The organism is Cloacibacterium sp. DMC96 (assembly GCF_056313765.1).
Map to the genome: position 1 here is coordinate 1,251,267 of NZ_JBQUZQ010000001.1, position 22,712 is coordinate 1,273,978.

18 protein-coding genes and 1 tRNA gene are annotated in these 22,712 nt (G+C 32.7%); 2 read left to right on the plus strand and 17 right to left on the minus strand.

Annotated features, from left to right (window positions below; translation table 11 throughout):
* Positions 1 to 27 precede the first annotated feature (27 nt).
* The 12 genes from typA to ACT53I_RS05625 all read right to left on the minus strand — a co-directional run bounded on the left by typA (position 28) and on the right by ACT53I_RS05625 (position 12,243).
* On the minus strand, positions 28 to 1,830 hold the full coding sequence (gene typA, locus ACT53I_RS05570; RefSeq protein WP_104793812.1) for a translational GTPase TypA: 1,803 nt from the start codon (positions 1,828 to 1,830) through the stop codon (positions 28 to 30).
* Positions 1,831 to 2,690: 860 nt separating this feature from the next.
* Positions 2,691 to 4,478, minus strand: a complete 1,788-nt coding sequence (locus ACT53I_RS05575; protein WP_476078813.1) for an endonuclease — start codon at positions 4,476 to 4,478, stop codon at positions 2,691 to 2,693.
* 5 nt (positions 4,479 to 4,483) lie between these two features.
* Positions 4,484 to 5,014, minus strand: coding sequence for a tRNA methyl transferase PRC-barrel domain-containing protein (locus tag ACT53I_RS05580; RefSeq protein WP_476078814.1), 531 nt, complete (start codon positions 5,012 to 5,014; stop codon positions 4,484 to 4,486).
* Between the two features lie 264 nt (positions 5,015 to 5,278).
* Positions 5,279 to 5,959 carry a type 1 glutamine amidotransferase domain-containing protein gene (locus ACT53I_RS05585; RefSeq protein WP_476078815.1) on the minus strand — a complete coding sequence of 227 codons (681 nt, stop codon included), beginning with the start codon at positions 5,957 to 5,959 and terminating at the stop codon, positions 5,279 to 5,281.
* Between the two features lie 203 nt (positions 5,960 to 6,162).
* Positions 6,163 to 6,726 carry a Crp/Fnr family transcriptional regulator gene (locus ACT53I_RS05590; RefSeq protein WP_476078816.1) on the minus strand — a complete coding sequence of 188 codons (564 nt, stop codon included), beginning with the start codon at positions 6,724 to 6,726 and terminating at the stop codon, positions 6,163 to 6,165.
* 113 nt (positions 6,727 to 6,839) lie between these two features.
* Positions 6,840 to 7,553: a 3-ketoacyl-ACP reductase gene (locus ACT53I_RS05595; RefSeq protein WP_476078817.1), complete on the minus strand. Its 714-nt coding sequence runs from the start codon at positions 7,551 to 7,553 to the stop codon at positions 6,840 to 6,842.
* A gap of 181 nt (positions 7,554 to 7,734) precedes the next feature.
* Entirely contained in the window at positions 7,735 to 8,199 is a 465-nt protein-coding gene (locus ACT53I_RS05600) for a hypothetical protein (protein ID WP_476078818.1), read from the minus strand.
* A gap of 242 nt (positions 8,200 to 8,441) precedes the next feature.
* Positions 8,442 to 9,536 carry a 6-phosphofructokinase gene (locus tag ACT53I_RS05605; RefSeq protein WP_104792636.1) on the minus strand — a complete coding sequence of 365 codons (1,095 nt, stop codon included), beginning with the start codon at positions 9,534 to 9,536 and terminating at the stop codon, positions 8,442 to 8,444.
* Positions 9,537 to 9,873: 337 nt separating this feature from the next.
* The gene (locus ACT53I_RS05610; protein WP_476078819.1) at positions 9,874 to 10,491 is read right to left on the minus strand and encodes a hypothetical protein; all 618 of its coding nucleotides are present in this window, start codon (positions 10,489 to 10,491) and stop codon (positions 9,874 to 9,876) included.
* 486 nt (positions 10,492 to 10,977) lie between these two features.
* On the minus strand, positions 10,978 to 11,610 hold the full coding sequence (locus ACT53I_RS05615) for a hypothetical protein (protein WP_476078820.1): 633 nt from the start codon (positions 11,608 to 11,610) through the stop codon (positions 10,978 to 10,980).
* A gap of 2 nt (positions 11,611 to 11,612) precedes the next feature.
* On the minus strand, positions 11,613 to 11,873 hold the full coding sequence (locus tag ACT53I_RS05620; RefSeq protein WP_476078821.1) for a hypothetical protein: 261 nt from the start codon (positions 11,871 to 11,873) through the stop codon (positions 11,613 to 11,615).
* 13 nt (positions 11,874 to 11,886) lie between these two features.
* The gene (locus tag ACT53I_RS05625) at positions 11,887 to 12,243 is read right to left on the minus strand and encodes a hypothetical protein (RefSeq protein WP_476078822.1); all 357 of its coding nucleotides are present in this window, start codon (positions 12,241 to 12,243) and stop codon (positions 11,887 to 11,889) included.
* A gap of 524 nt (positions 12,244 to 12,767) precedes the next feature.
* Between ACT53I_RS05625 and ACT53I_RS05630 the strand changes: the two genes are divergently transcribed.
* Positions 12,768 to 14,891, plus strand: a complete 2,124-nt coding sequence (locus ACT53I_RS05630) for a Tex family protein (protein WP_476078823.1) — start codon at positions 12,768 to 12,770, stop codon at positions 14,889 to 14,891.
* A 212-nt stretch (positions 14,892 to 15,103) separates the two neighbouring features.
* On the opposite strand, the gene ACT53I_RS05635 is transcribed toward ACT53I_RS05630, so the two are convergent.
* The 5 genes from ACT53I_RS05635 to ACT53I_RS05655 all read right to left on the minus strand — a co-directional run bounded on the left by ACT53I_RS05635 (position 15,104) and on the right by ACT53I_RS05655 (position 20,845).
* Positions 15,104 to 15,340, minus strand: a complete 237-nt coding sequence (locus ACT53I_RS05635; protein WP_069798662.1) for an HP1242/YdcH family protein — start codon at positions 15,338 to 15,340, stop codon at positions 15,104 to 15,106.
* Positions 15,341 to 15,497: 157 nt separating this feature from the next.
* A complete protein-coding gene (locus tag ACT53I_RS05640) occupies positions 15,498 to 15,659 on the minus strand; it encodes a hypothetical protein (protein WP_476078824.1) in 162 nt (53 codons plus the stop codon).
* A gap of 112 nt (positions 15,660 to 15,771) precedes the next feature.
* Positions 15,772 to 15,843: transfer RNA gene (locus ACT53I_RS05645), tRNA-Arg, on the minus strand.
* Positions 15,844 to 15,893: 50 nt separating this feature from the next.
* Positions 15,894 to 17,654, minus strand: a complete 1,761-nt coding sequence (locus tag ACT53I_RS05650) for a TonB-dependent receptor (RefSeq protein WP_476078825.1) — start codon at positions 17,652 to 17,654, stop codon at positions 15,894 to 15,896.
* A 236-nt stretch (positions 17,655 to 17,890) separates the two neighbouring features.
* Positions 17,891 to 20,845 carry a tetratricopeptide repeat protein gene (locus ACT53I_RS05655; RefSeq protein WP_476078826.1) on the minus strand — a complete coding sequence of 985 codons (2,955 nt, stop codon included), beginning with the start codon at positions 20,843 to 20,845 and terminating at the stop codon, positions 17,891 to 17,893.
* A gap of 184 nt (positions 20,846 to 21,029) precedes the next feature.
* Here ACT53I_RS05655 and ACT53I_RS05660 point away from each other — a divergent pair, with 184 nt between their 5' ends.
* Positions 21,030 to 22,706: an APC family permease gene (locus ACT53I_RS05660; protein ID WP_476078827.1), complete on the plus strand. Its 1,677-nt coding sequence runs from the start codon at positions 21,030 to 21,032 to the stop codon at positions 22,704 to 22,706.
* The last annotated feature ends 6 nt before the right edge of the window (positions 22,707 to 22,712 follow it).

The window sequence follows — 22,712 nt, forward strand, 5'->3', positions numbered from 1 at the left end:
TATTATTTGAAATTTGAAGTTCTAATTTTATTTCGCGTTTCTTTCCGCACGTTTTCTATCTTCTTCAGAAAGAATTTTCTTACGCATTCTGATAAAGTTTGGAGTAACTTCTATACATTCATCTGCTTGAATATATTCCATACACTCTTCTAGTGAGAATAAGATTTTTGGAGCAATGTTTCCGTCTTTATCTTTACCAGCAGCACGCATGTTATTCAATTGTTTTGCTTCTACAATATTTACGACTAAGTCTCCAGGTTTGTTTTGTTCACCAATAATCATTCCTGCATAAATTTCTTCGCCCGGATCTACAAAAAACTTACCTCTATCTTGAAGTTTTGCGATAGAATATTCTGTACAAGGACCTTGTGTTTTAGAAACTAAAACCCCGTTATTTCTACCAGGAATCGCCCCTTTGAAAGGTTTATAATCTGTAAAACGGTGCGCCATAATTGCTTCACCTGCAGTTGCAGTCAACATCTGAGAACGTAATCCGATTAAACCTCTTGAAGGAATCTCGAATTCCATGTGTTGCATTTCTCCTTTGGTTTCCATGATGTGAAGGTCACCTTTTCTTTGCGTAGCTAAATCGATTACTCTAGAAGCATACTCTTCTGGAACATCTACTACTAAACTTTCGTATGGTTCGTGGCTTTCTCCATCTACATCGTGAAGAATTACTTGTGGCTGACCAATTGTCATCTCGTAGCCTTCTCTTCTCATGGTTTCAATTAAAACAGATAAGTGAAGAATACCTCTACCAAAAACTAGGAATGTATTTGCATCTTCGGTTTGTTCTACTCTTAATGCTAAGTTTTTCTCTAATTCTTTTTCTAATCTTTCTTTCAAGTGATTAGAGGTTACATATTTACCATCTTTTCCGAAGAAAGGAGAATTGTTAATAGAGAATGTCATGTTCAACGTAGGCTCGTCAATAGACAATCTAGTCAATGGTTCTGGATTTTCTAAATCTACGAAAGTATCTCCAATTTGGAACGCATCAAAACCTACTACTGCACAAATATCACCTGCTTGAACTTCTGTAACTTTTTTCTTGCCTAAACCTTCAAAAATATATAATTCTTTAACTTTACCTTTAAGGATATTGCCATTTTCTTGTGCAAGACCAATCCACTGAGATTCTTTGATAGAACCTCTGGTTACTTTACCTACTGCAATTCTTCCTAAAAATGAAGAATAATCTAGAGAAGTTACTTGCATTTGTAAGTTCCCTTCTTCTACTTTTGGAGCAGGAACATATTGTAAAATACCATCTAAAATTGGTAAAATATTATCTGTAGGTTCTAAAGAAGTATTGAACCAACCTTGCTTAGAAGAACCATAGAAAGTAGGGAAATCTAACTGTTCTTCTGTAGCATCTAGGTTAAAGAATAAATCAAAAACTTTATCATGAACTTCGTCTGGTCGACAGTTTTCTTTATCTACTTTATTAATGACTACAATAGGTTTAAGCCCTAATTCTAAAGCTTTATGCAAAACGAAACGAGTTTGTGGCATAGGTCCTTCGAAAGCATCTACCAATAACAATACACCATCAGCCATTTTAAGAACACGTTCTACTTCACCACCAAAATCGGCGTGACCAGGAGTGTCGATTACATTAATTTTAGTATCTTTATACGTAACCGAAATATTTTTAGAAAGAATAGTAATTCCTCTTTCTCTTTCTAAATCGTTATTATCCATAATTAAATCTCCAGATTCTTGATTATCTCTGAAAACATTAGTAGCATGGATAATTTTGTCTACCAATGTGGTTTTCCCGTGGTCTACGTGGGCAATAATTGCGATGTTTCTGATATTTTGCATATATATTTTTTGAAGGTGCAAAAGTAGTGAAAAAAATTGGAAGATGGAAGTATGAAGACACAAGATTAACAATTCGTTAAAACATTGATAATGAAATCATTTTGAGACTTTAGATTTTAGAAAATCAATAGCAAGAAAACTTTTGTATATTTGGTTTGGTAACTTTGCAAGTCTGCAAGTTTGTTGTAATTTTTAACTTTACGAAATGACTAACCTACGTTTTTTTGGAATAATAGTTTTACAAATTCTATTTGTTTGCTGCTCAAGCAGCAAAACACTTGTTGACAAAATCGATACACATTATGGGAAAGTGAAATTTTACAACGAAAGTAAAAAAACAACATTCAACATATTTATGCTTCAATTGACAGTTCAGGATTTCGAAGTTATTACGAATTCTATCCTAATAAAATTACAAAAACTAGTGAAGTTTCAAAACAAATGATTTACACTGTTTTTGATGGAGATTTACCCAAAGATTATAATAAAAATATCTATTTAAAGTTTTCACCATTAGACAAATTGATATTAAATCATGGAAATCGCATTTTGGATTCTCTTGGACTAAAAAATTTTAAAAGAACAAACAATGAAAATGCGTTCATTATAGAAGTTAAATATTATCATGGTTATCCAAAAAATAAATCCTTTAAAAGATAAAACCTCAGTAACTGCTAAAAAAAACAAAAAAAAGAGACTGAATAAGTCTCTTTTCTATTATCAATTATTGAAGTTTTTTAAGTTCTTCTAAAACAGTTTCACCTACTGTAATGTGAGGTTGCCATAAACCTAATTTTTCATCATAAAAAAGCCGAAAGAAAAAATTCTTTCGACTTTTTTACTCTATTATAATTTTATGATTATTCTACAATAATTTTGGTAGACTTGCTTTCGGTTTTTAAAATGTAAGCTCCTTTTGGTAAATTCGTAAGTTTTAGTTTTTCTTTGTTACTCACATTATTAATGGTTTGCACCAATTTCCCATTCAAGTCATAGATTTGCACCTTTTCTTTCTTAGTGATTCCATTGATGTAAAACTCGTTATTTTTTACTGGATTAGGATAAACAGATAATTTGGTATTGTTTAAATCTACATCATCTGTTGCCATTGCAGCATAACAAGTCCAAGTTAAATTATCAAAAGAAACTCTATTGGTTGTAGTGTCAATTAACTCTATAATCACATTTCCAGAAACATTAATATCATTAATAACTTGAGTAGTTGCGGTTTTAGAATAAGGAATTTGACCTTTTACCACGCCATTTACTTTAAGAGTATAGCTTCCTGAGGTATCAGAAAAAGGTAAATATGTTTTTACCGTCAATGAACCAATTCCTCCAGATATAGTAGATGATTTTAAACTACCATTTTTGATACAGATAGCTTTGTTATTGCTTCCATCAATGTAAATTTGAGTGTCTACTCTAGCATTGATTGCCGTCCAAACAATATTTTTATTGGTCCATGTTCTACCTGCATAAGAAGAGTCTGGAGAAGAACCACCTGTAGGAATGGTTTCAAAATCTTCAGTTCCACAACTTGTTCCTGAGCCTGTTCCACCTGTATCTCCTGTTCCGCCAGTTGCTTCTGTAGTCCCTGCTACAGCATTACTATTTGTAGATTTATTCCCAGCATAGTCTTTTGCTACGATATAAAAATTATAAGTTGTAGATGGTGATAAACCAGAAATTGTAGTTCCTGGTGTATAAACCGTAGAATGATAAACTTGATCTACATACACATCATAACTGCTAACTCCTACATTATCCGTAGAAGCAGACCAAGCCAAAACAATGCTGGTAGAAGTTTTACCTGTAACTGCTAGATTGGCAGGAGCTGTAGGCGCTTCTGTATCATTATTAGAACCAGAACCTCCTGTAAAAGTATCTGGCCAAGTATTTTGAGCATTCGGACCGCCCCAAATTACCGTTGCCAAATAAGGATTATCAATAAAAGGATTTCTATTGTGTTGAATATTGTAAACCACATTATTTCTATTTCTTTCAAAATTAGAAACAGGATCTTCTACATTCCATTTCAAAAGAATATCTGGGAAATCAGAAGAATAGGTTGCTGGATTCATTGTGATATTCAGTGGCAAACATTGGTTTTTGTATCTTACATACATATACATGATTATTCTAGCAACATCACCTTTCCATTCGTCTCCAGGATACCAACCACCACGACTGGTAGTATAAGCCATCGCTCCAGAACCGTCATCAAATAATAAACTTCCTCTGGTACTGTTTAGTGTATTATCTGCAGGACGAAGATGATGACCATCAGCTCCTGGTCCAGAAGTCCCCAAATTAGGCGTTCCTTTTGACTTAGCATAAACATGCTCTCTGTTCCATGTTCCAGTATAAGCACGGCTTCTCTGATGAGTTCCAGATGCTTGCGAACCATAAATTAATAACAAATTAGAAGGATTATCAGGATCTGCATCACTGGTTTTAAAAAGGTCTGCTAATCCTGCAGAATAAGAAATGGTCTGCGTATGTGTGTCTGTAATAAGAGTAGCAAGCTCATTTTTCAACTCGTTTTTAGTCTTCGTAAAATTAATACCAGAGTAATACGAAGGCGCAGATTGCGCAAACGAAAAGACTGCTAAAATGATTGCTAAAAAGGAAAGTTTTAATTTCATTATGTTTATTTTATGTTGAATATCATTGTATTTTTATAAAAAACAGAAATATTATGGTTCATTATGTCAATTCTTATAGGGCGTTCCAACTTCAAGAACAGATAATCCTCTAAAAGCAATAATTGAGCAGGAATAGTCTTTTCTTCAAACTCTGGTTTTACTTCTACCGAATCATTTTGAACCATTGTTGAAAAATACTCTTCGCTTTCTAATTCTTTCTTATCAATTGCCAATATCTTTACAAAAAGTCCAGGATGATCTGCTCCTTCTCCTACAAAAAGTATATTTTCTTGAGCATCTATCCCAATCACATACATTGGTTTTTTTTTGCCTCCAAGGTTAATTCCTTTTCTCTGCCCCAACTTAAAATCCCCTAAACCTTGATGTTCCCCTACCAAAACCCCATCAAAAAGAGAATACGTTCTTTTTTGAGATTCAGATAATAAATCTGCTTCATTAGGCAAACTCAGAATTTTATCCTTCCTGTACACAGATGAACTTGATAAAATCTCTACAATTTGTCCTTTTTGCTTCATTTATTTATAACCTATTTATAGCAAATCCTTTAGCTAAAAGAGGGCCGCTAATCTAGGGTTTTTATTTTAATATAAATTCACTTTTCATGATTATTTACAAATTCTTAACAAATATCATTTTTCAACACAATTAATGTAATTTCTAATCATAAATCTTCAAGCTAAAAAATAAGATAATCAAGAAGGCCATTACAAAAAAATCCATCTCAAAAGATGGATTAAAAAACAAAAAAGAGACTGAATCAGTCTCTTTTCTATTATCAATTATTGAAGTTTTTTAAGTTCTTCTAGTACTGCTTCGCCAACTGCATGAGCAGATTGAGGGTTTTGACCTGTTACTACTCTTTCGTCAACTGCAACGTGTGTCTGCCATAAACCTGATTTTTCGAACTTGGCTCCACGTTCTATTAATTTAGATTCTAAGCTAAAAGGAACTACATTTTCTAATTTCACAGCAGCTTCTTCTTCGTTGGTAAAAGCATTGATTTTTTTGCCATCTACCAAATATTTCCCATTGCTCAGTTTAATGTTCACCAATCCAGCGGGACCGTGACAAACCGCACTTACTACTCCATTTTTTTCGTAGATTTTTTGTGCAATTATTACCAGCTCTTCATTATCTGCAAAATCCCACATTGTACCGTGACCTCCTGCATAGAGAATCGCCACATATTCATCAGGATTTACTTCTGAAGGTTTCATGGTGTTCTGAATTTTATTTTGGTAATATTTATCTGCCAAAAATCTTTCATTTATCTTATCATCTGGAGTATTTCCATAATACGGCGGGTTTCCTCCTTTTGGACTCACGAAATCTATCTCGTAACCAGCATCTACTAGTACAGACCAAGGATGCGTAACTTCACCTAAATAATAACCGGTAGCTTGACCAGTGTTTCCTAATTCGCCGTGGCTCGTTACCACGAATAATACTTTTTTGCTCATTTTGTTAGATTTAATTGTTTGTGCATTTACCATGTTGATTCCTAAAAAAAGAATACAACTCGTTAAGAAAATTATCTTTGATAAAAACTTGTTCTGACTCATTTTTATATTCATTTTTTTAATGATTTAACACTGCAAAGGTAAATCCAACTTCCCACAAACAACAGGACATACATCACAACTTTTAAGTGACCTACATCACACTACAGTGAAAGCCGACTCAGCGTTTCTCTGGAAACTCCTAAATACGAAGCGATTAACGTTTTGGGCAATCGTTGTAAAAGTGTGGGATATTGAGAAATAAATTGTTCGTAGCGTTCTTTGGCATTGCTATTCAGCAAAGACAAAATTCTTCGTTGGAGCGCTACATAGCCATTATTCGACTTTTTTCTGAAAAAATGCTCCATTTTATGCATATCTGCACAGAGTTTCTCTCGGTTATAGAGAGACAAAGTAAGCACTTCTGTAGGCTCTAAAGCATCAATGCTAAAAGTAGCTTCCGTTTGATTAAAATACGCTTGATAATCGGTAATCCACCAATCTTCCATTGCAAATTGCATAATATGTTCTTTGCCTTCTTGATTCAGGTAAGAAGCTTTTAACAAACCATTCATCACAAAACAATCATTTTGTACCGCATCTCCTTCTTGAATTAAAATCTGATGCTTTTTTAATTTTTTCAAGGTAAAATGAGACAAAATATATTCAAACTCTTGGTCTGTTAATGGCGTAATATTCTCAATTTGACGTCTTAAAATCTCACTCATATTTTTATCATTCTTAATTGCAAACAAAAGAATTGTTCACTCCAAATGTAGAATATTGAAACCAAAAAATCCATCAAAAACGATGGATTTTTTAAATATTATAGATGGAATTCTTATGGATTGGTAGAGAAAATAGAAGCATTGGCAATCATCGCTCTTCTGTTCATTTTCAAAATATCTCTCACCCATTCTGCGAAATCTTCTGGTTGAAGCACTTTTTCTGGATTTCCATCGGTCAATCCGCCTTCTATACTCATATCTGTAGCAATGGTACTCGGTGTTAAGGTAATCACACGAATATTGAATTTTCTAAGTTCTGCCATCAATGATTGAGAAAGAGAAATTACCGCAGCTTTAGAAGCACAGTACGCTGACATATTCGGACCGCCTTTTAATCCAGCAGTTGACGCTACATTTACGATGTCTCCTTCTTTATTTTGTTTCAAATAAGGCAAAGTTGCTTTTGCTACGTAATACACTCCAAAAAGATTTACCTTCATTACTTTTTCCCAAGTTTCTACCGGCATATCTTCGAAGCTGCCAAAATCACCTACTCCAGCGTTATTGATTAAAATGTCTATTCCACCCAATTGAGAGGCGATAGAAGATACTCCTTGCTCTACTTGAGCCATTTCCTCTACATTAAAAACAGAATACACTGCTTTTACACCCAATTTCTCCAATTCTGCAACGGTAGACTTTAGATGTTCTTCATTTCTACCTGTAATTCCTACATTTACGCCTTCATTTGCCAAAGCGATAGCAACCGCTTTCCCAAGACCTCTTCCACCACCTGTGATGAGTGCATTTTTACCTTTTAAATTCATAACTTTTTATATTTATACTGTTTGCAAAATTAAGAAAATAAAACCTCCTAAATGATTTCTGATGATGAATAAAATCTAAAGAAAAAGGTGAATAAATCGATGGTAGAAAAATGGAATATTGAATTTATAGGCTAAGGATTAGAAATCCACGTCATCGGGAAACCGATATTATCTGTACTTTTTATTTTTGAATTAATTTGTAACTGGTAAATTTATCTTTAATATCTATTATTCTTAGTTTATATCTATACCAGCATTCACATTTACAAATTCCTCCAACATTTTTGTACTCAAAAATTAAAGTGTCATTTTTAATTTTATAATCACCACTAAAAGTTTGACAACAAGCTTGTAAAAATTTGAAATCTACATTTAATGTTGATTTTGTTATACTTTGTTTTGTAATTATTAAATCAGTTGTATTTTTTTCAGAAATGGAATTATCACAATCACCTAAACTTTCAAAAACAATTCCTCTCTCATCCATCTTTTTCTTAGATTTAAGAATGTCTTCCTCAATTTTTTTATTTAATGAATCAATATCTATTGTAGTTAATGTTAAATCTTGTGATTTCGATTTTTCATCACTTTTACAAGATAAAAATGTAAATGTTAGTAGGAAAAATAAATATTTATAAATTTTCATCAGCGTTTTTTTAGAAAAATTACAGCTAAACCTAAAATATACGAAGTATAATTATAATAATTTGTTTAGTTCGTTATCTGAGTTTCTGCTTATTAGTTTCTAACAAATTTAATTAAAATAAATGGAATGATAGAAAGCCACGGATTAGAATTTCGACTTTACTTGGTAGTCTCTAAAAAAACTAAAGCCAACTTCAAGAAAATGAAGTTGGCTTTTATTTCAGTTAATAAATAAAATCTTAATTAATCCCCAAAGCTAATTCCTACGCCTTTTGCGGTTTTTACCATATCGCAATTAGGGTCTACAAAATTTGGACGGTCTATTGCTTCTTTAAATGGTACCGCAATAATATTTGGATGGCGATAAGCTACCATTTTTCCGTATTCTTCGTTGAGCACCATTTCGAATGCTTTTACGCCAAATTGCGTTGCCAAAATTCTATCATAAGCAGTTGGCGTACCTCCTCTTTGTAAGTGTCCTAAAACCGTTTCGCGCATATCTGCCTCAAAACCAATAGATTTCAAATCGTGAACCAATTTATGAGCCACCCCTCCTAATCTTACATTTTCGTATCCTACCTCATCACTTACTTCAGAAAGCAGACTTCCACCTTTCGGAATTGCCCCTTCTGCTATTACTACAATGGCATTTCCTTTTCCTTTATTGAATCTGCTGTTGAGTTTTTTTACTACTTTTTCGATGTCATAAGGAATTTCTGGAATCAGACAAACTTCTGCACCACCAGCAATGGCAGCGTGAAGAGCAATCCAACCTGCATATCTTCCCATCACTTCCAGCACCAAAACTCTGTTGTGACTTGCAGCTGTAGTGACCAATCTGTCTACCGCTTCTGTTGCAATTTGTACGGCAGTTTGGAAACCAAAAGTAAAATCTGTAGCAGACAAATCGTTATCAATGGTTTTTGGAACACCAATAATGTTGAGTCCTTTTTCGTATAATTGTTGAGAGATTCTTTGCGAGCCATCACCACCAATACTGATTACGGCATCTACGCCTAAATATTGCAGTTTGCGAATCATTTCATCTGATCTGTCTACCGCTTCCCAAACTCCATCTTTATTTTTGTAAGGCCAAGCAAAAGGCCCACCTTTATTGGTAGTTCCTATAATTGTTCCACCATCTTTATGAATTCCTGCTACGGTTTTATCATCTAAAACCATAATTTCTGTGGGCTCTTTTAAAATTCCGTCATACGCATTGATGCTACCTACCACTTCCCAATCTTTTTCTTGGGATGCTCTTTTTACCACCCCTCTCATTACCGCATTTAATCCTGGGCAATCTCCACCTCCTGTTGCTACTAATACTCTTTTCATTTTAATATAATTTCTTATCTATTTCATCAACACTTCTGTTGAAATCATTGTTTTTAAATATTTTTCAAATTTACCATTATATTTTTGTTTATAATTTGTTTTTATGAAGATATTCTAATGATTTTTGACAGTATTATTTTAAAATTAAAGGGTATAATGTATTTGATTTATTGTACTTTTTACAAAAATTCATTTGTTGCTTTTTATCATTGCCCCCCGCTGCGCAAAGTCTCCTGACTTTGTGCCAAACTTACTCATCATCATTTCTCTATTTCTAAAATTCATTTGTTACTTTTTATCATTGCTCAAAGTTGCAAACTTTGCGCAGCGGGGGAAGCTATAAAATAATATCTTCTTCTCCAATTTTAAAGGGAATCCTATCACCTGTATACATAACCCAATCATCTCCATTTTTCTTAAAAAAAATAATTCCACGATAAAACCCATCAATTATAATTACTACAGCAGCTGTATTTATATCATAAATTATTCTGGACAACTTTGCTTCACCTAAATATCTCTCAGACTTTCTTAATGGCGAATTTTTATCGATTCTAATTAAATGTTTTTTTGTTTTTATTTTGGAGAAATCAATTTTAAGAGGAGTAATGTTTTTTGTATTACCATCAAAATCATTTTCTTTAAATAATTTTTCTAAATAAAAATTATTTTTAAAGACAAAAAGAGAATCTTCTAAAGAATAATAATAATCGCTCTCATAGTTTTGGTTTTCATATAGTTCATTCAATTTTTCTCTATATTGAGGTGTGTTGGGGTTTAAGTTCCTCATTGCCAAGTCATTTTCTAACAAAGAAAAATTATCAACTAACACTGTTTTTTGGATAACTATTTCCATTATTTTATAATCATCTTCATTTAAAATATTTTTCTTTGATTGACAACCAAATAAAGATAATACAGCTAAATAAATTATAAATAGATTTGAATTTTTCATAATATATTATTTTTTTTATGCTATTTAATTGTTTTTGAAGATACCCCGTTGCGAAAAGTCTCCTTATATTGAGCCAAACTTACTCATCATCATTTCTCTATTTCTAAAATTCATTTGTTACTTTTTATCATTGCTCAAAGTTGCAAACTTTGCGCAGCGGGACTCTTTGGCTACCCACATTTAATTGATCTGCCTGCGTCTGAGGCAGTAATTCTAATACGTTATTCACGAATTGTAAGAAATCTCCGTTTCTGTATTTTCTATATTAGCAGTGGTTATCATTTTTTTTAATGTTATTATGTTTTTTTTATTGTTGTTCGAAGTCTGGGACTTTGTGTAGCGGGGTCTTATTTTTACTTAAGTTTTCTTGGTTATTAGTTTTTATATTTTAGCATTGCTCAAAGTTGCAAACTTTGCGCAACGGGGTTGTTTTGTTTTATAAATGATTTAGTTTATTGTAAAATTCTTCTTTTGTTGGTCTCATTTTTATTTATTTAAAATTTGAAACTCTTCCCAGAGTTCATTTACTCTTTCTTGATTAGGGATTCCATCACTACCTACAAGTTTGCATTTAGAATCTATATAGTCTAGAAAATTATCGTTTAATGAGGGTAATCTAAATGGTTTGCTAAAACTTCTCATCGTAATGTTACTCACATTAACTCCTTCTCTTTTATATACCATATTTTTACGGGCTACTATTTTAACAATAGATTCATACGGATGCTCTAGATAACTGTATTTTTTTATTTCTTCTGAATCTTTATATAGTTCCCAATAAATAAATAAATAAATAAATAAATAATTTTTATTTAGTAAACTATTTAAATTATAATTTTGTCTTAAAAAAGTAATATATTCATTATAAAATATAGTTTCTTCTATATCTGAGTCTTCTCCAATATTGATATGTAAATCGTTAAAAAGATTAAGATTAATAGCATCAAAATTAATAAACTCTGTGTGTAACTCATTTTTCCAAATATGCAATCTTGTCATAAAATCTTTAAATAAGAGAATACTAGAAACTTTATCTTCTCCATCAAATGACAGCGTTGGGTTGGTTTCATTTATAAATTTATTTAATTGATTGTAAAATTGTTCTCTTGTTGGTTTCATTATTATTTATTTAAACTTTGAAACTCATGCCAAAGCTCATCAACTCTTTCTTGATTAGGGATTCCATCACTTCCCATTAGTTTGCATTTTGAGTCTATATAATCTAGAAAATTATCGTTTAATGAGGGTAATTTCAGATTCATACTACTATTTCTCATAGTAACTCCCGAAACATTTATTCCTTCTCTTATATAAATATTATCATTTTTAAAAAGTTTAATTAACCCTTCATATGGATTATCATAAATTTTATATTCTATCATTTCATCCCTCTGTTTAAAAACTTCCCAATAAATAAATAAATAAATAAATGAAAAAATAATTAATAATTCTGCCTCCTACCAAATCTTCTCTCACTTGAAAAGTGTTTTTAAGTTCACTATAAAATTTATCAAATGAAACCATTTCTTTCAAAAAATCTAAGTTAACATCTTTAATAATATTATTTTCTTCAATATTAATAGATGTTCCAAAGGGTTTATATTCTTTATTTAATAAATCTTTCCAAAATTTTAATTTTGAAATATAATCTTTAAATAATAAAATACTTGAAACTTTATTCTTATTATTTAATTCAAATATATTAGGATCTCTTTTATATAATTCTTCAAAAATTAATTCTATATTTTTCATTTTTTAATTATTTAAGTTCATAAAATTTTGCATACCATTCTACAATTTCATCTAAATTAGTCAAATTTTCATTTGGTTTTGGAGGCATATCGAGTCTTCCTAGAGATAAATAACCATCTTTACCCGCTACGCAAAGTCTCCTGACTTTGAGACAGCTTACTCAGATTTACAATCCACAGCAAAAATTGTACTATTCGTTAAAAATCAGTTGGTATTTCTTAGACCTTATTAGTTTTGAGTAAAATTAATAAAAAAACAGCCACCAAAAGTTAAGTGCTCAATGATTTTTATGGCAAAAGGTTAATTCTCCCAAAAAATTCTCTTACTCTTCTTCGAGTCTTGTTCGGGTCATCTTCGGAAAACTACCCCCTTTTTCCGAAGAAAACCAACACCTCTATCGAAGAAGTCTCGAAGAAAACCAAAAACAGCACAGACAAAACTGGTCAAAAGTGGACAAAACAGGACAAACAAAAATTGATTATTCCATAAATCCCTCGTATTTTAGCACACTGAAAATTGAGATAATGACCGTAGAGAAATATATTCAGGAACGTTTATCCATTGCTAGCAAAAGCATAGAAAACACGCTTCAGTTGCTTGCTGAAGACTGCACTATTCCTTTTATCGCCCGTTACCGAAAAGACAAAACGGGCAATCTGGATGAAGTAGCCATCGAACAAATTTCAAAACTCAATAAAAATTTTGATGAAATTGTAAAACGCAAAGAAAGCATTTTAAAATCGATAGAAGAACAAAATGCGCTCACGCCTGAACTTCAACAGAAAATTACTCAAAGTTTTGATTTACAGGAACTGGAAGACCTTTATCTTCCGTACAAAAAACGCAAGAAAACCAAAGCTGATTCGGCTCGTGAAAAAGGTTTAGAACCTTTGGCAAAAATGATTATGTCTCAAAAATCGGATGATGTAGCATATCTCGCTTCCAAATATTTGAACAAAGATGTTGCCGATAAAGACGAAGCGTTGCAAGGTGCAAGAGATATTATTGCAGAATGGCTCAATGAAAATCTCTACATCCGTAAAAATCTGAGAAGACTCTTCCAAAGAAAAGCGGTGATTGCAACCAAAGTCGTAAAAACCAAAAAAGATGAAGAAAACGCACAGAAATTCTCTCAATATTTTGATTGGCAAGAACCCTTGAACAGAACACCTTCTCACCGACTTCTCGCCATGTTAAGAGCCGAAAACGAAGGGTTTGTAAAGGTTTCGGTTTCAGTAGAAAAGGAAGAAGCCCTAGAAATCATGGAAAATGCCGTGATAAAAAGCCAAAACGAATGCGCCAAACAAATAGCATTAGCCATTGCAGATTCCTACAAAAGATTGTTGGAACCTGCCATTTCCAACGAAACGTTGCAGGAAGCCAAAGAAAAAGCCGACCAAAAAGCGATTGACGTTTTTGCAGAAAATCTTCAACAATTATTATTGGCTGCTCCGCTTGGTGAAAAGCGAATTTTGGCGATTGACCCAGGTTACAGAACAGGCTGTAAAGTGGTTTGTTTGGATGAAAAAGGCGATATTTTACACAACGAAACCATTTTTCCTCATGCTCCACAAAACGAAACGGGAATGGCGATGAAAAAGATAAAATCTCTCGTAAATTCTTGCAACATAGAAGCCATTTCTATAGGAAACGGAACAGCAAGCAGAGAAACGGAACAGTTTATCAAGAAAATTGGTTTTGACAGAGATTTGCAGGTTTTTGTAGTTTCTGAAGCGGGTGCTTCTGTCTATTCTGCGAGTAAAATTGCAAGAGAAGAATTCCCGAATTATGATGTTACGGTTCGTGGTGCGGTTTCTATTGGTCGCCGACTTTCTGATCCTCTTGCTGAACTCGTAAAAATAGACCCAAAATCCATTGGAGTTGGGCAATATCAGCACGATGTAGACCAAACTAAACTCAAGGAAAAACTAGATAACACGGTGATTTCTTGTGTAAATTCTGTAGGAATTAACCTGAATACCGCAAGTAAATCTCTCCTCTCCTATGTTTCAGGAATTGGCGAGAAAATGGCAGAAAACATCGTGAATTACAGAGCAGAAAATGGTGCTTTCACGTCCAGAAAAGATTTGAAAAAAGTACCAAGATTAGGCGAAAAAGCTTATCAACAAGCAGCGGCTTTCGTAAGAATTAAAAATGCTAAAAATCCGTTGGATAATTCTGCGGTACATCCTGAAGCTTATAAAATTGTAGAACAAATGGCAAAAGATTTGGGTTTAAAAACCGAGGAACTCATAGCCAATAAAGAGAAAATTGACCAAATTAATCCAGAAAAATACATTACCGAAGATATTGGAATTTTAGGAATTAAAGATATTCTGAAAGAACTCTTAAAACCTGGATTAGACCCTAGAAAATCTGCCAAAGTCTTCGAATTTGACCGAAATGTAAAAACCATCAAAGATTTACACATCGGCATGATTTTACCCGGAATTGTCAATAATATTACCGCTTTTGGCTGTTTTGTAGATGTAGGGATTAAAGAAAGTGGATTGGTGCATATTTCTCAACTTAAAGATGGTTTTGTGTCTGATGTAAATGAAGTGGTGAAATTGCATCAGCATGTTCAGGTAAAAGTGCTGGAAATAGATGAAGCGAGAAAGAGGATACAGTTGACGATGATTTTGTAAAGAGCCAAGTAAAAAAGTAAAAAGAGCCAAGTAGAAATGCACTTTTAGTGTTCTTTTATTTTAAAAAAAATATAAAAACACCCCGTCATTCCGATATTCGGAATGCCACCCCTCTTAAAGAGGGGAACTTTTTCTTTTAAATATTTAAGTAAAAATAAAAAAGCGACCGTTTGAGTCGCTTTACTTGTATTTTTCGGTAAAAGTTTCAGAAATTAATTCTGATGTAAATAATTATAAATATCGTCTTTCAGATGAACTCTTTTCTTTCTTAAATCTGTAAGATGTTCATCGGTGGTGTGATTTTGTTCGCCTTCTTCGTAGTGAGAAATCAGCGCATTCACTTCTTCGTAGTTCACATACATTTTTAAGAATTTTTCATCTGAAGCTTTCAGCTCTGCGATTTTTTGAACATATTCTGGGAATTCGTGAGTTAATGTATGATTTTCCATATTGTTAAGATTAAATGGTTGAACATTTTTTTAATACATTAAAGTTACACAAAAAAAAGACAACTCTCCATATGAAAATTGTCAGTTTAAATTACTAAAAAGTTTATTTTCAGGTTTTGGCTAAAGCCAACTATCTTACCAAAAATAAAAAAACGGACTAAAGTCCGTTTCTATTGATTAAATAAATATCAAAAATCAGTTCTCTATTAGAAATATTTCTAAAACGCAAAGTACAGTAATTCTGCATGTTAAGTATTAAGAAAGCAAAGTAAGTGAATCTATTCACTTTTGAAGTGTTCGCTTCATCATCCCAATTCATTGGGAAATCTTTGCTCACTAAAAAAAAAATTAAAATAAATCTTTGCGTTTTAAAATATAGATGACTGATTTTCTTTATTTTAAAAATTCAATGCACAAAAAGCATAAAAAAGTGACCACAGAAGGATTCGAACCCTCACTGACGGAGCCGAAATCCGTAGTTCTATCCATTAAACTATGCGGCCTGTTTTATTTATAATTTTAGATTTTAGATTGCAAAAATAATGGTTTCCCTTTAAAAAGCAATTCTCAAACCGCCCAAAACTTGTGCTCCAAGAACTTTGTAACCTAAATAATGCTCGTATTTTTTGTTCAATAAGTTATTCCCCATTACAAAAACGGTGAAATTTTTATTGATTTTATAATCAGCATTGAGGTTTACATCTAAGTAAGAAGGTAAAGATTCTTTGGTTTTTTCTTGAATTGAAAACTCAGGAAATGTAGTCACTACACTGAAAGAATTAGTAGACCTTTCTGACACAAAAATCCCTTTGAAACCGAGATTTAACTTTCTGTCCAATAATGAATATTTCGCGCCAATTGTGGTTTGAACCACTGGTTTATAATACACCTCATTGAGATGGTCTAATTTAAAGTTCATGAAGTGAAGTTCTGCATCTAAAACCAAATTCTGCAACGGGAAATATTGTACACTTCCTTTCACTTCGCTCAATGTTCCGTCATCATAAATCGCCGAGAAAGTATTCGCAAAATTATAAGCAGAACGATTAAGCGTGTAATTAAAATCAAACAAATTATTGGCTTTGAAAAACTGTGCATTTCTAAGTTCGCTAAAACCTGCATTTACATCATATTTAAAGGTTTGGTCTACATCTCCTTTTAAACCAAGATAGAAGTGATATTTGGTCTCTGTAGGTTTCAGCACAACATCTGATACCAAAAACGGATTTTCTTGCAATAAACTCGAATAGGAATTCATTTTTACACCACCATCTATTCCTGCATAGAATTTATACTGTTCTGTAGCTTCATACAACACTTCTGCAAAAGGAAACCATCTGAAATTGTTGGTTTTCGCTTCTGGTGTGTTTTTATCAGCATTTTTTCCATTAATGAAAGAAAAATCTGAACCAATTGCTAAATAAGAATTTCCTTTGTAGAAAGAAACTTTCGGAGTCAAGGCAAAAAGCAAATATTGTGATTCGTTTTGGTTCAGCAATTCAAAAGTTGATGTTTGAGTGGATAATTTCACGCCCAAATCTGCATTAATTTTCATGTCTTGCGCCGAAAAAAGTGGCAAATCGTACTTCGAAAAGTTGATTTGAGCTTCTCCAGAATTTTCTTTCGCATCGAAATGGTCTGCTAAAATGTACGACTTAAATCTGATGTCATTAATCCAATTGTTTTTGAAAAAATCATAATATCCATTGATTTCCAGCTCATTGTAACTTTGCTTCAAATCTATATCAGCAGCTGGTTTCAAGGTGTAAATACCATAATAATTGTAGTTATGATTCCCAAAATCTGCGGTGATATTGGCTTTTCCCTTTTCTGTATTCGAGGTAATGAACGCCGCCACATTAAAATCACTTTGCTTAGAACTCCAGTCGTATTCTTTTTCTAAACCATTCGTAGTGATTCCATGAACGTCTATTCCCACTTCTGTATTTTTGTCTAACTGATGAGAAATATTTCCGTCTGCCAGAAATTTAGAATAATTGCCATAACCTACCTGAAAATAATTTCTCTGGCTGTCTGTATTGAATTTCGGTGAAATATCTTCTCCTTCAATCGTAGACGTTTTAAAATCTGAAATCATCGGAACATTGGTAATTTTGTATTCCACAGGTTCCTGCTCTTTTTCTTTTGGAGGATAATTTTTCTCTGTTTCTACTGAAGTTTTTTTCTTCTCAATTTTCTTCACTTCAGGTTCACGTTTTCTATCGAGAATCAATCTTTCTTCTTTGATTTGAGCCAAAGAAAACTGAGAAATTCCTACTAAAACAAGAGATAATATTTTTATGTTTTTGTTCATTTTCTTCGAGTTACGTGTTACGAGATTCGAGTTGTTTTTTAGGTTTTGGCTAAAGCCAATGGTTTTTATTCTTTACAAGACGGGCTAAAGCCCGCCTCTATTGATTTTTTTGTTTCGCTCCTACAGAGCTTTTTTTAATATTACAAAATTATTTCTACAAACCTTTTACTCCTACGGAGCAAATTTTTACAAATTTCCTTTCAACATCCATCATCCATCATCCAACAATTACCAAATTATCTAATTTGACTTTTCACTTCCCTTGCTTCTGAAACAATTTCTGGGAAATCCTGATAGTTTTCTATGATTTGATCACAAGTATAACTTGCTTGATAATTGTCTTTTAGTGCCAAATAATTTCTCGCCATCAACACTAAAGCTTTTGCGCCCCAAAATTCTTCTGAAGCGTAATTATTAGCGAGTTTAAAAATGGTTTCGTTGGAAGATTTGAAGGCTTTTCCTTTATTTTGATAAAACGCTTTTGCGTAAAGTGCTTCTGCAGCTACTTCTGTATTTGCAGATTTTTCTAACGCAGCATAAGCGGTTTGCGCATCTTTATCTTTGCCTTGATTCATCAAACTTCTCGCTTTAATTACCTTCGCCTGTTCTAAAACTGCTGCTGAGTTTTTAGAATATTTCAAGACTTCATTCGCAAATTTTTCTGCTTGTGAAAAATTCTTTTCTTCTGCATAAATCTTCATCAATTCTATACTCGCGAAATTTTTAATCGTCACATTCGATGAGTTGGCGAGATTTTCCAAATAAATTTTCGCTTCAGAACTATTGTTTTCACTCAATAAAATCTGAGCAATTCTTACTTGAGCATCTTCCTGATAATCATTTTGGGCATTCGCAATTTCCCCTAAAACCAATTTGGCTTTCGTAAAATTCTTGGTTTGATAATAACTTTCGCCCAATTCATATTGTGCTTGATAGAACTTTTCGCCAGTTGGATTTTGGGTTAAAAACTTCTCATAATTAGGAATGGCTTTTGCGTATTCTTTCTTCGCAAACTGCGATTGCGCAAGAGAAAGATTAATTTCGTCTAAATCTGTTTGAGCAATATTTACGTCCAAGTTCTTAGCAAAATATTCGTAACCAGAGGCGTCTCCATTTTTCAGATATATCGGTTTGGCTGCGGCTACAATTTTTTCTGCATACGCCGTATTTTTATATTTATTTCCGAGAGCTTTCAGCTCTGCTAAAGCTTTTTCTGGTTGGTTTAAGTCTTCGTAATTCTGTGCTCTGTAGATTTCTGCATTGGCAACCAAGTCTTTATCAGCGCTTAATTTTATCACTTGCGAAAACGCATCACTTGAATTTTGATATTGGTCAATCGAAGCATAAGAAGTTCCCAATTCATAATATGCATCGTCTTGATATTCAGAATTTTTATAATTGGAGATTAATTTCTTCAATTCAACAATTTTAGCTTCTGTATCGCCTTTAAAACCGATTGCCATTGCTTTTTGGAACTGGGTGTAATCATTGGTACCTTCTGTTTGATTGTAGATTGCAATCGCTTCATTCAATTCATTACCTGCGTAATAAGTATCTGCTAAACGCAATTCTGCATCAGATTTAAACTCTGGTTTGGGATTTTTAAGATATTCTTTGAAATATTCTTTAGCCTTTGTGAAATTTTTAGATTTGAAATAAGCATAACCCAAATCATAGCTCAATTGTTGCTTTTCTGGAAACTCTTCTACATTTCTGTAGAGTTTTTCAAAACCATAAATTGCAGTGGCATAATCTCCTTTTTGGTAATAGGTTTGCGCTAACCAATATTGCGCTCTTAAATTGAAAGTTTTATTGAGGTTATATTTTAAACTTTTCTTGAAATTCTGTTCTGCAGCATCCAGTTCGCCTTTATTGAAGAGTTCAGTTCCATACAAAAACAAAACTTCTTGATAGATTTTTTCGGTTTGAGCATCTATCCCAGAGAGCTCTTCGATGGCTTTTATCGTGCCTTTATAATCGCCAGAATACAAGTAAGATTTCACCAAAAGTTGTTCTAATTCTTTAGAATAACCATATTTTTCTAGGTAAGATTTGATGGCAATTTGTGGACTTTCAAACGGATTTCCAATATCGTAACTCAGTTTTGCGTATTGTTCGTGTGCTAATTTTGAGACATTTTTATCATAAGTCATGTCTTTCGCAGAACGAAACGCCGACAAAGCTTCTTGCTTCTTCCCTACTTCTAAATATGCATTTCCTAGCTGATAATAAGCATTTTGGGAAAACGCAGAATTAGAATTCACCAACTGATTGTAATATGAAATTGCCTCGTCAAATTTTTGAAGATTTGCTGCTACAAATCCCATTTCATACAAATCACTTTCCGAAGGGTTTTGTTGGGTTTGCAAATACTCTTTTAAATGAGGATAAGCTTCTGCATATTGTTTTTGCATGAAATAACTTTCGCCAATAATTTTGTGAACTTCTGCTTTATAAGCCGAGGAAATGTCTTCTTGGAGCAAATCATTTCCTTCTACAATGGCTTTTTCATAGTCCTTTTCATTAAAATACAATTGTACATAATACGGTTTTACCAACTTGGCGTACTTTTCATTATTTTTAATTTCATCGAAAAACTGAAAAGCCTTATCGTTTTGTTGGTTGGCGTAATATAAATGTCCGAGCATATACGCAATATCACCTTTTTCTTCGGCATTTTTATACGCTTCTTCCAATGCATCAATCGCACCATTAGAATCGCCCGTCATGAATTTGGCATAACCCAATTTCAAAATATACTGTGTATTTTCTTGCTTGTCTAATTGATATTGATTGACTTTTTGAAGCGTTTCCAAAGCCTTAGGAAAATCCTTTTTAGCCAAATAATAATCCGCTAAAGGCAAATTCGCCTGAGCAAAAAGTGCAGATTTAGGATAATCTTTGATAAATGCATCAAGACCGTCTTCTGCATGATTCTGAGCCAGAATTACTCCGATAACATTGCTAAAAAAACGAGCAGTTTCTTTCTTAGAATTTTCTAAATTTTGGTTAAAAAAATACTGTCTAGAAAATTCGTATTGTGAAGCAGCGTAGATTTTATTTTGGTAAAGATTTTCGGCAAGGTTAAAACGATATTGTTCTTTGTCTGCGAAAAATTGTGATTGTTGAGCCATCGAAAGACCAGATAATGAAATGGCCGATAGCAATAAAATTTTATTTCTTTGATTCATTATTTTTGATGAATTAGAATTGTAATAATTAGAACGAAAATACAGAAAACTTATTGTAGAAGCAAGTTTTTTAAGGATGAAGATTCAAATTTTTTATCTAAAAAGAGAGATAAAAAAGACAAATAAATCTACATTTTTCAGATTTTTAATTACATTTGTTACTTTGTAATTTTAAAAATCAAGAATGAATCAACTTTTCAGAAGAAAACATTACACTGGAAAAGAGCATAAATCTGAATTGATTAGAGCTCTCGGTACTTGGGACATTGTATTTTTTGGTTTAGCTGCCATTATTGGAGCTGGGAGTTTCAGTAGTTTAGGCGAGGCTATTTTCCGAGGCGGACCAGGTGTAATTTCCCTCTATATTATTTGTGCTATTGCATGTGCTTTTACGGCTATGTCTTATGCGGAATTTGCGAGTAGAATTCCTACTGCAGGAAGTGCATATACTTATGCTTATGCCAGTTTCGGCGAGTTAATCGCTTGGATTATTGGTTGGGCGCTGATTATGGAATATTCCTTTGGAAATATTTATGTCGCTTTTTCTTGGAGTGATTATTTTACGTCTTTTGTAGAAAGATTAGGCTTTGGAATTCCAGATTATTTGACGACCAGTTATACAGAAGCCAAAAAAGCATTTATGGCAGGTTCACAAAATATAGAACTCGTAAACGCATGGAAATATGCTCCAATTATTGCTGGAATTAAATTTATCGTAGATATTCCTGCTCTGATTATCAATGCTTTAATCACTTGGTTGGTTTATATCGGGATTAAAGAAAGTAGAAATTTCAATAACTTATTGGTTATCTTAAAGTTAGCGGTGATATTTTTAATTATTGCTGTAGGTGTTTTTTATCTCAATGCAGAAAACTGGGTTCCTACGAACAATGAAGGTGTAAAATCTTTTATGCCTAATGGTTTTACAGGAGTCATGAGTGCTGTAGCTGGTGTTTTCTTTGCTTACATTGGTTTTGATGCATTGAGCGTACTTTCTGAAGAAACCAAAAATCCTGAAAAAACTTTACCAAAAGGAATGATTATTTCTTTGGTTTTGAGTACAGCAATTTATATTGTTTTGACATTAGTATTAACAGGAATTGTAGATTACAGAAAATTTGAAGGAATCGGCGATCCATTATCTTTTATTTTCGCTCCTCAAAACGCCAACATTCCTTGGATGGAATTTGTGGTTTCTGTTACTGCTATTGTAGCGATTACTACGGTTTTGTTGGTTTTCCAAATGGGACAACCAAGAATTTGGATGAGCATGAGTAGAGATGGATTAATGCCGAAAAAATTTGCAGAAATTCACCCAAAATATAAAACACCAAGTTTCGCTACTATTATTACAGGAGTTGCTGTTGGTTTACCAATTTTATTTACGGATAAAACCTTTATTTTAGATTTTACCAGCATCGGGACTATTTTCGCATTTGTATTGGTGAATGGAGGAATTTTATTGATGCCACAAAAAGAAAAAATAAAAGGCAGATTTCATTTGCCATATATCAATTCCAAATACATTTTCCCTATATTATTTATTGGTGGATTAGTTGGTTTCTATTTTTGGCAGCCAGAGTTTTTTCAAAATTTATGGAACATTACAGATGAGCATGAAGGTGAATTTAGGCTTTCTATAATCATTTTCTTGATTATTAATTTAGTGTTAGTGGTGTTGTCTTATCTCAAAAACCTTTCTCTAATACCATTATTAGGTTTAACTTCTTGTCTGTATTTATTAACAGGAATGACGCACAATAACTGGTTTTGGTTCGGATTATGGTTTATCATAGGATTAGGAATCTATTTCTTCTACGGAAAGAAAAATAGTAATTTAAATCCTGAGAATATAGAATAAAAAAAG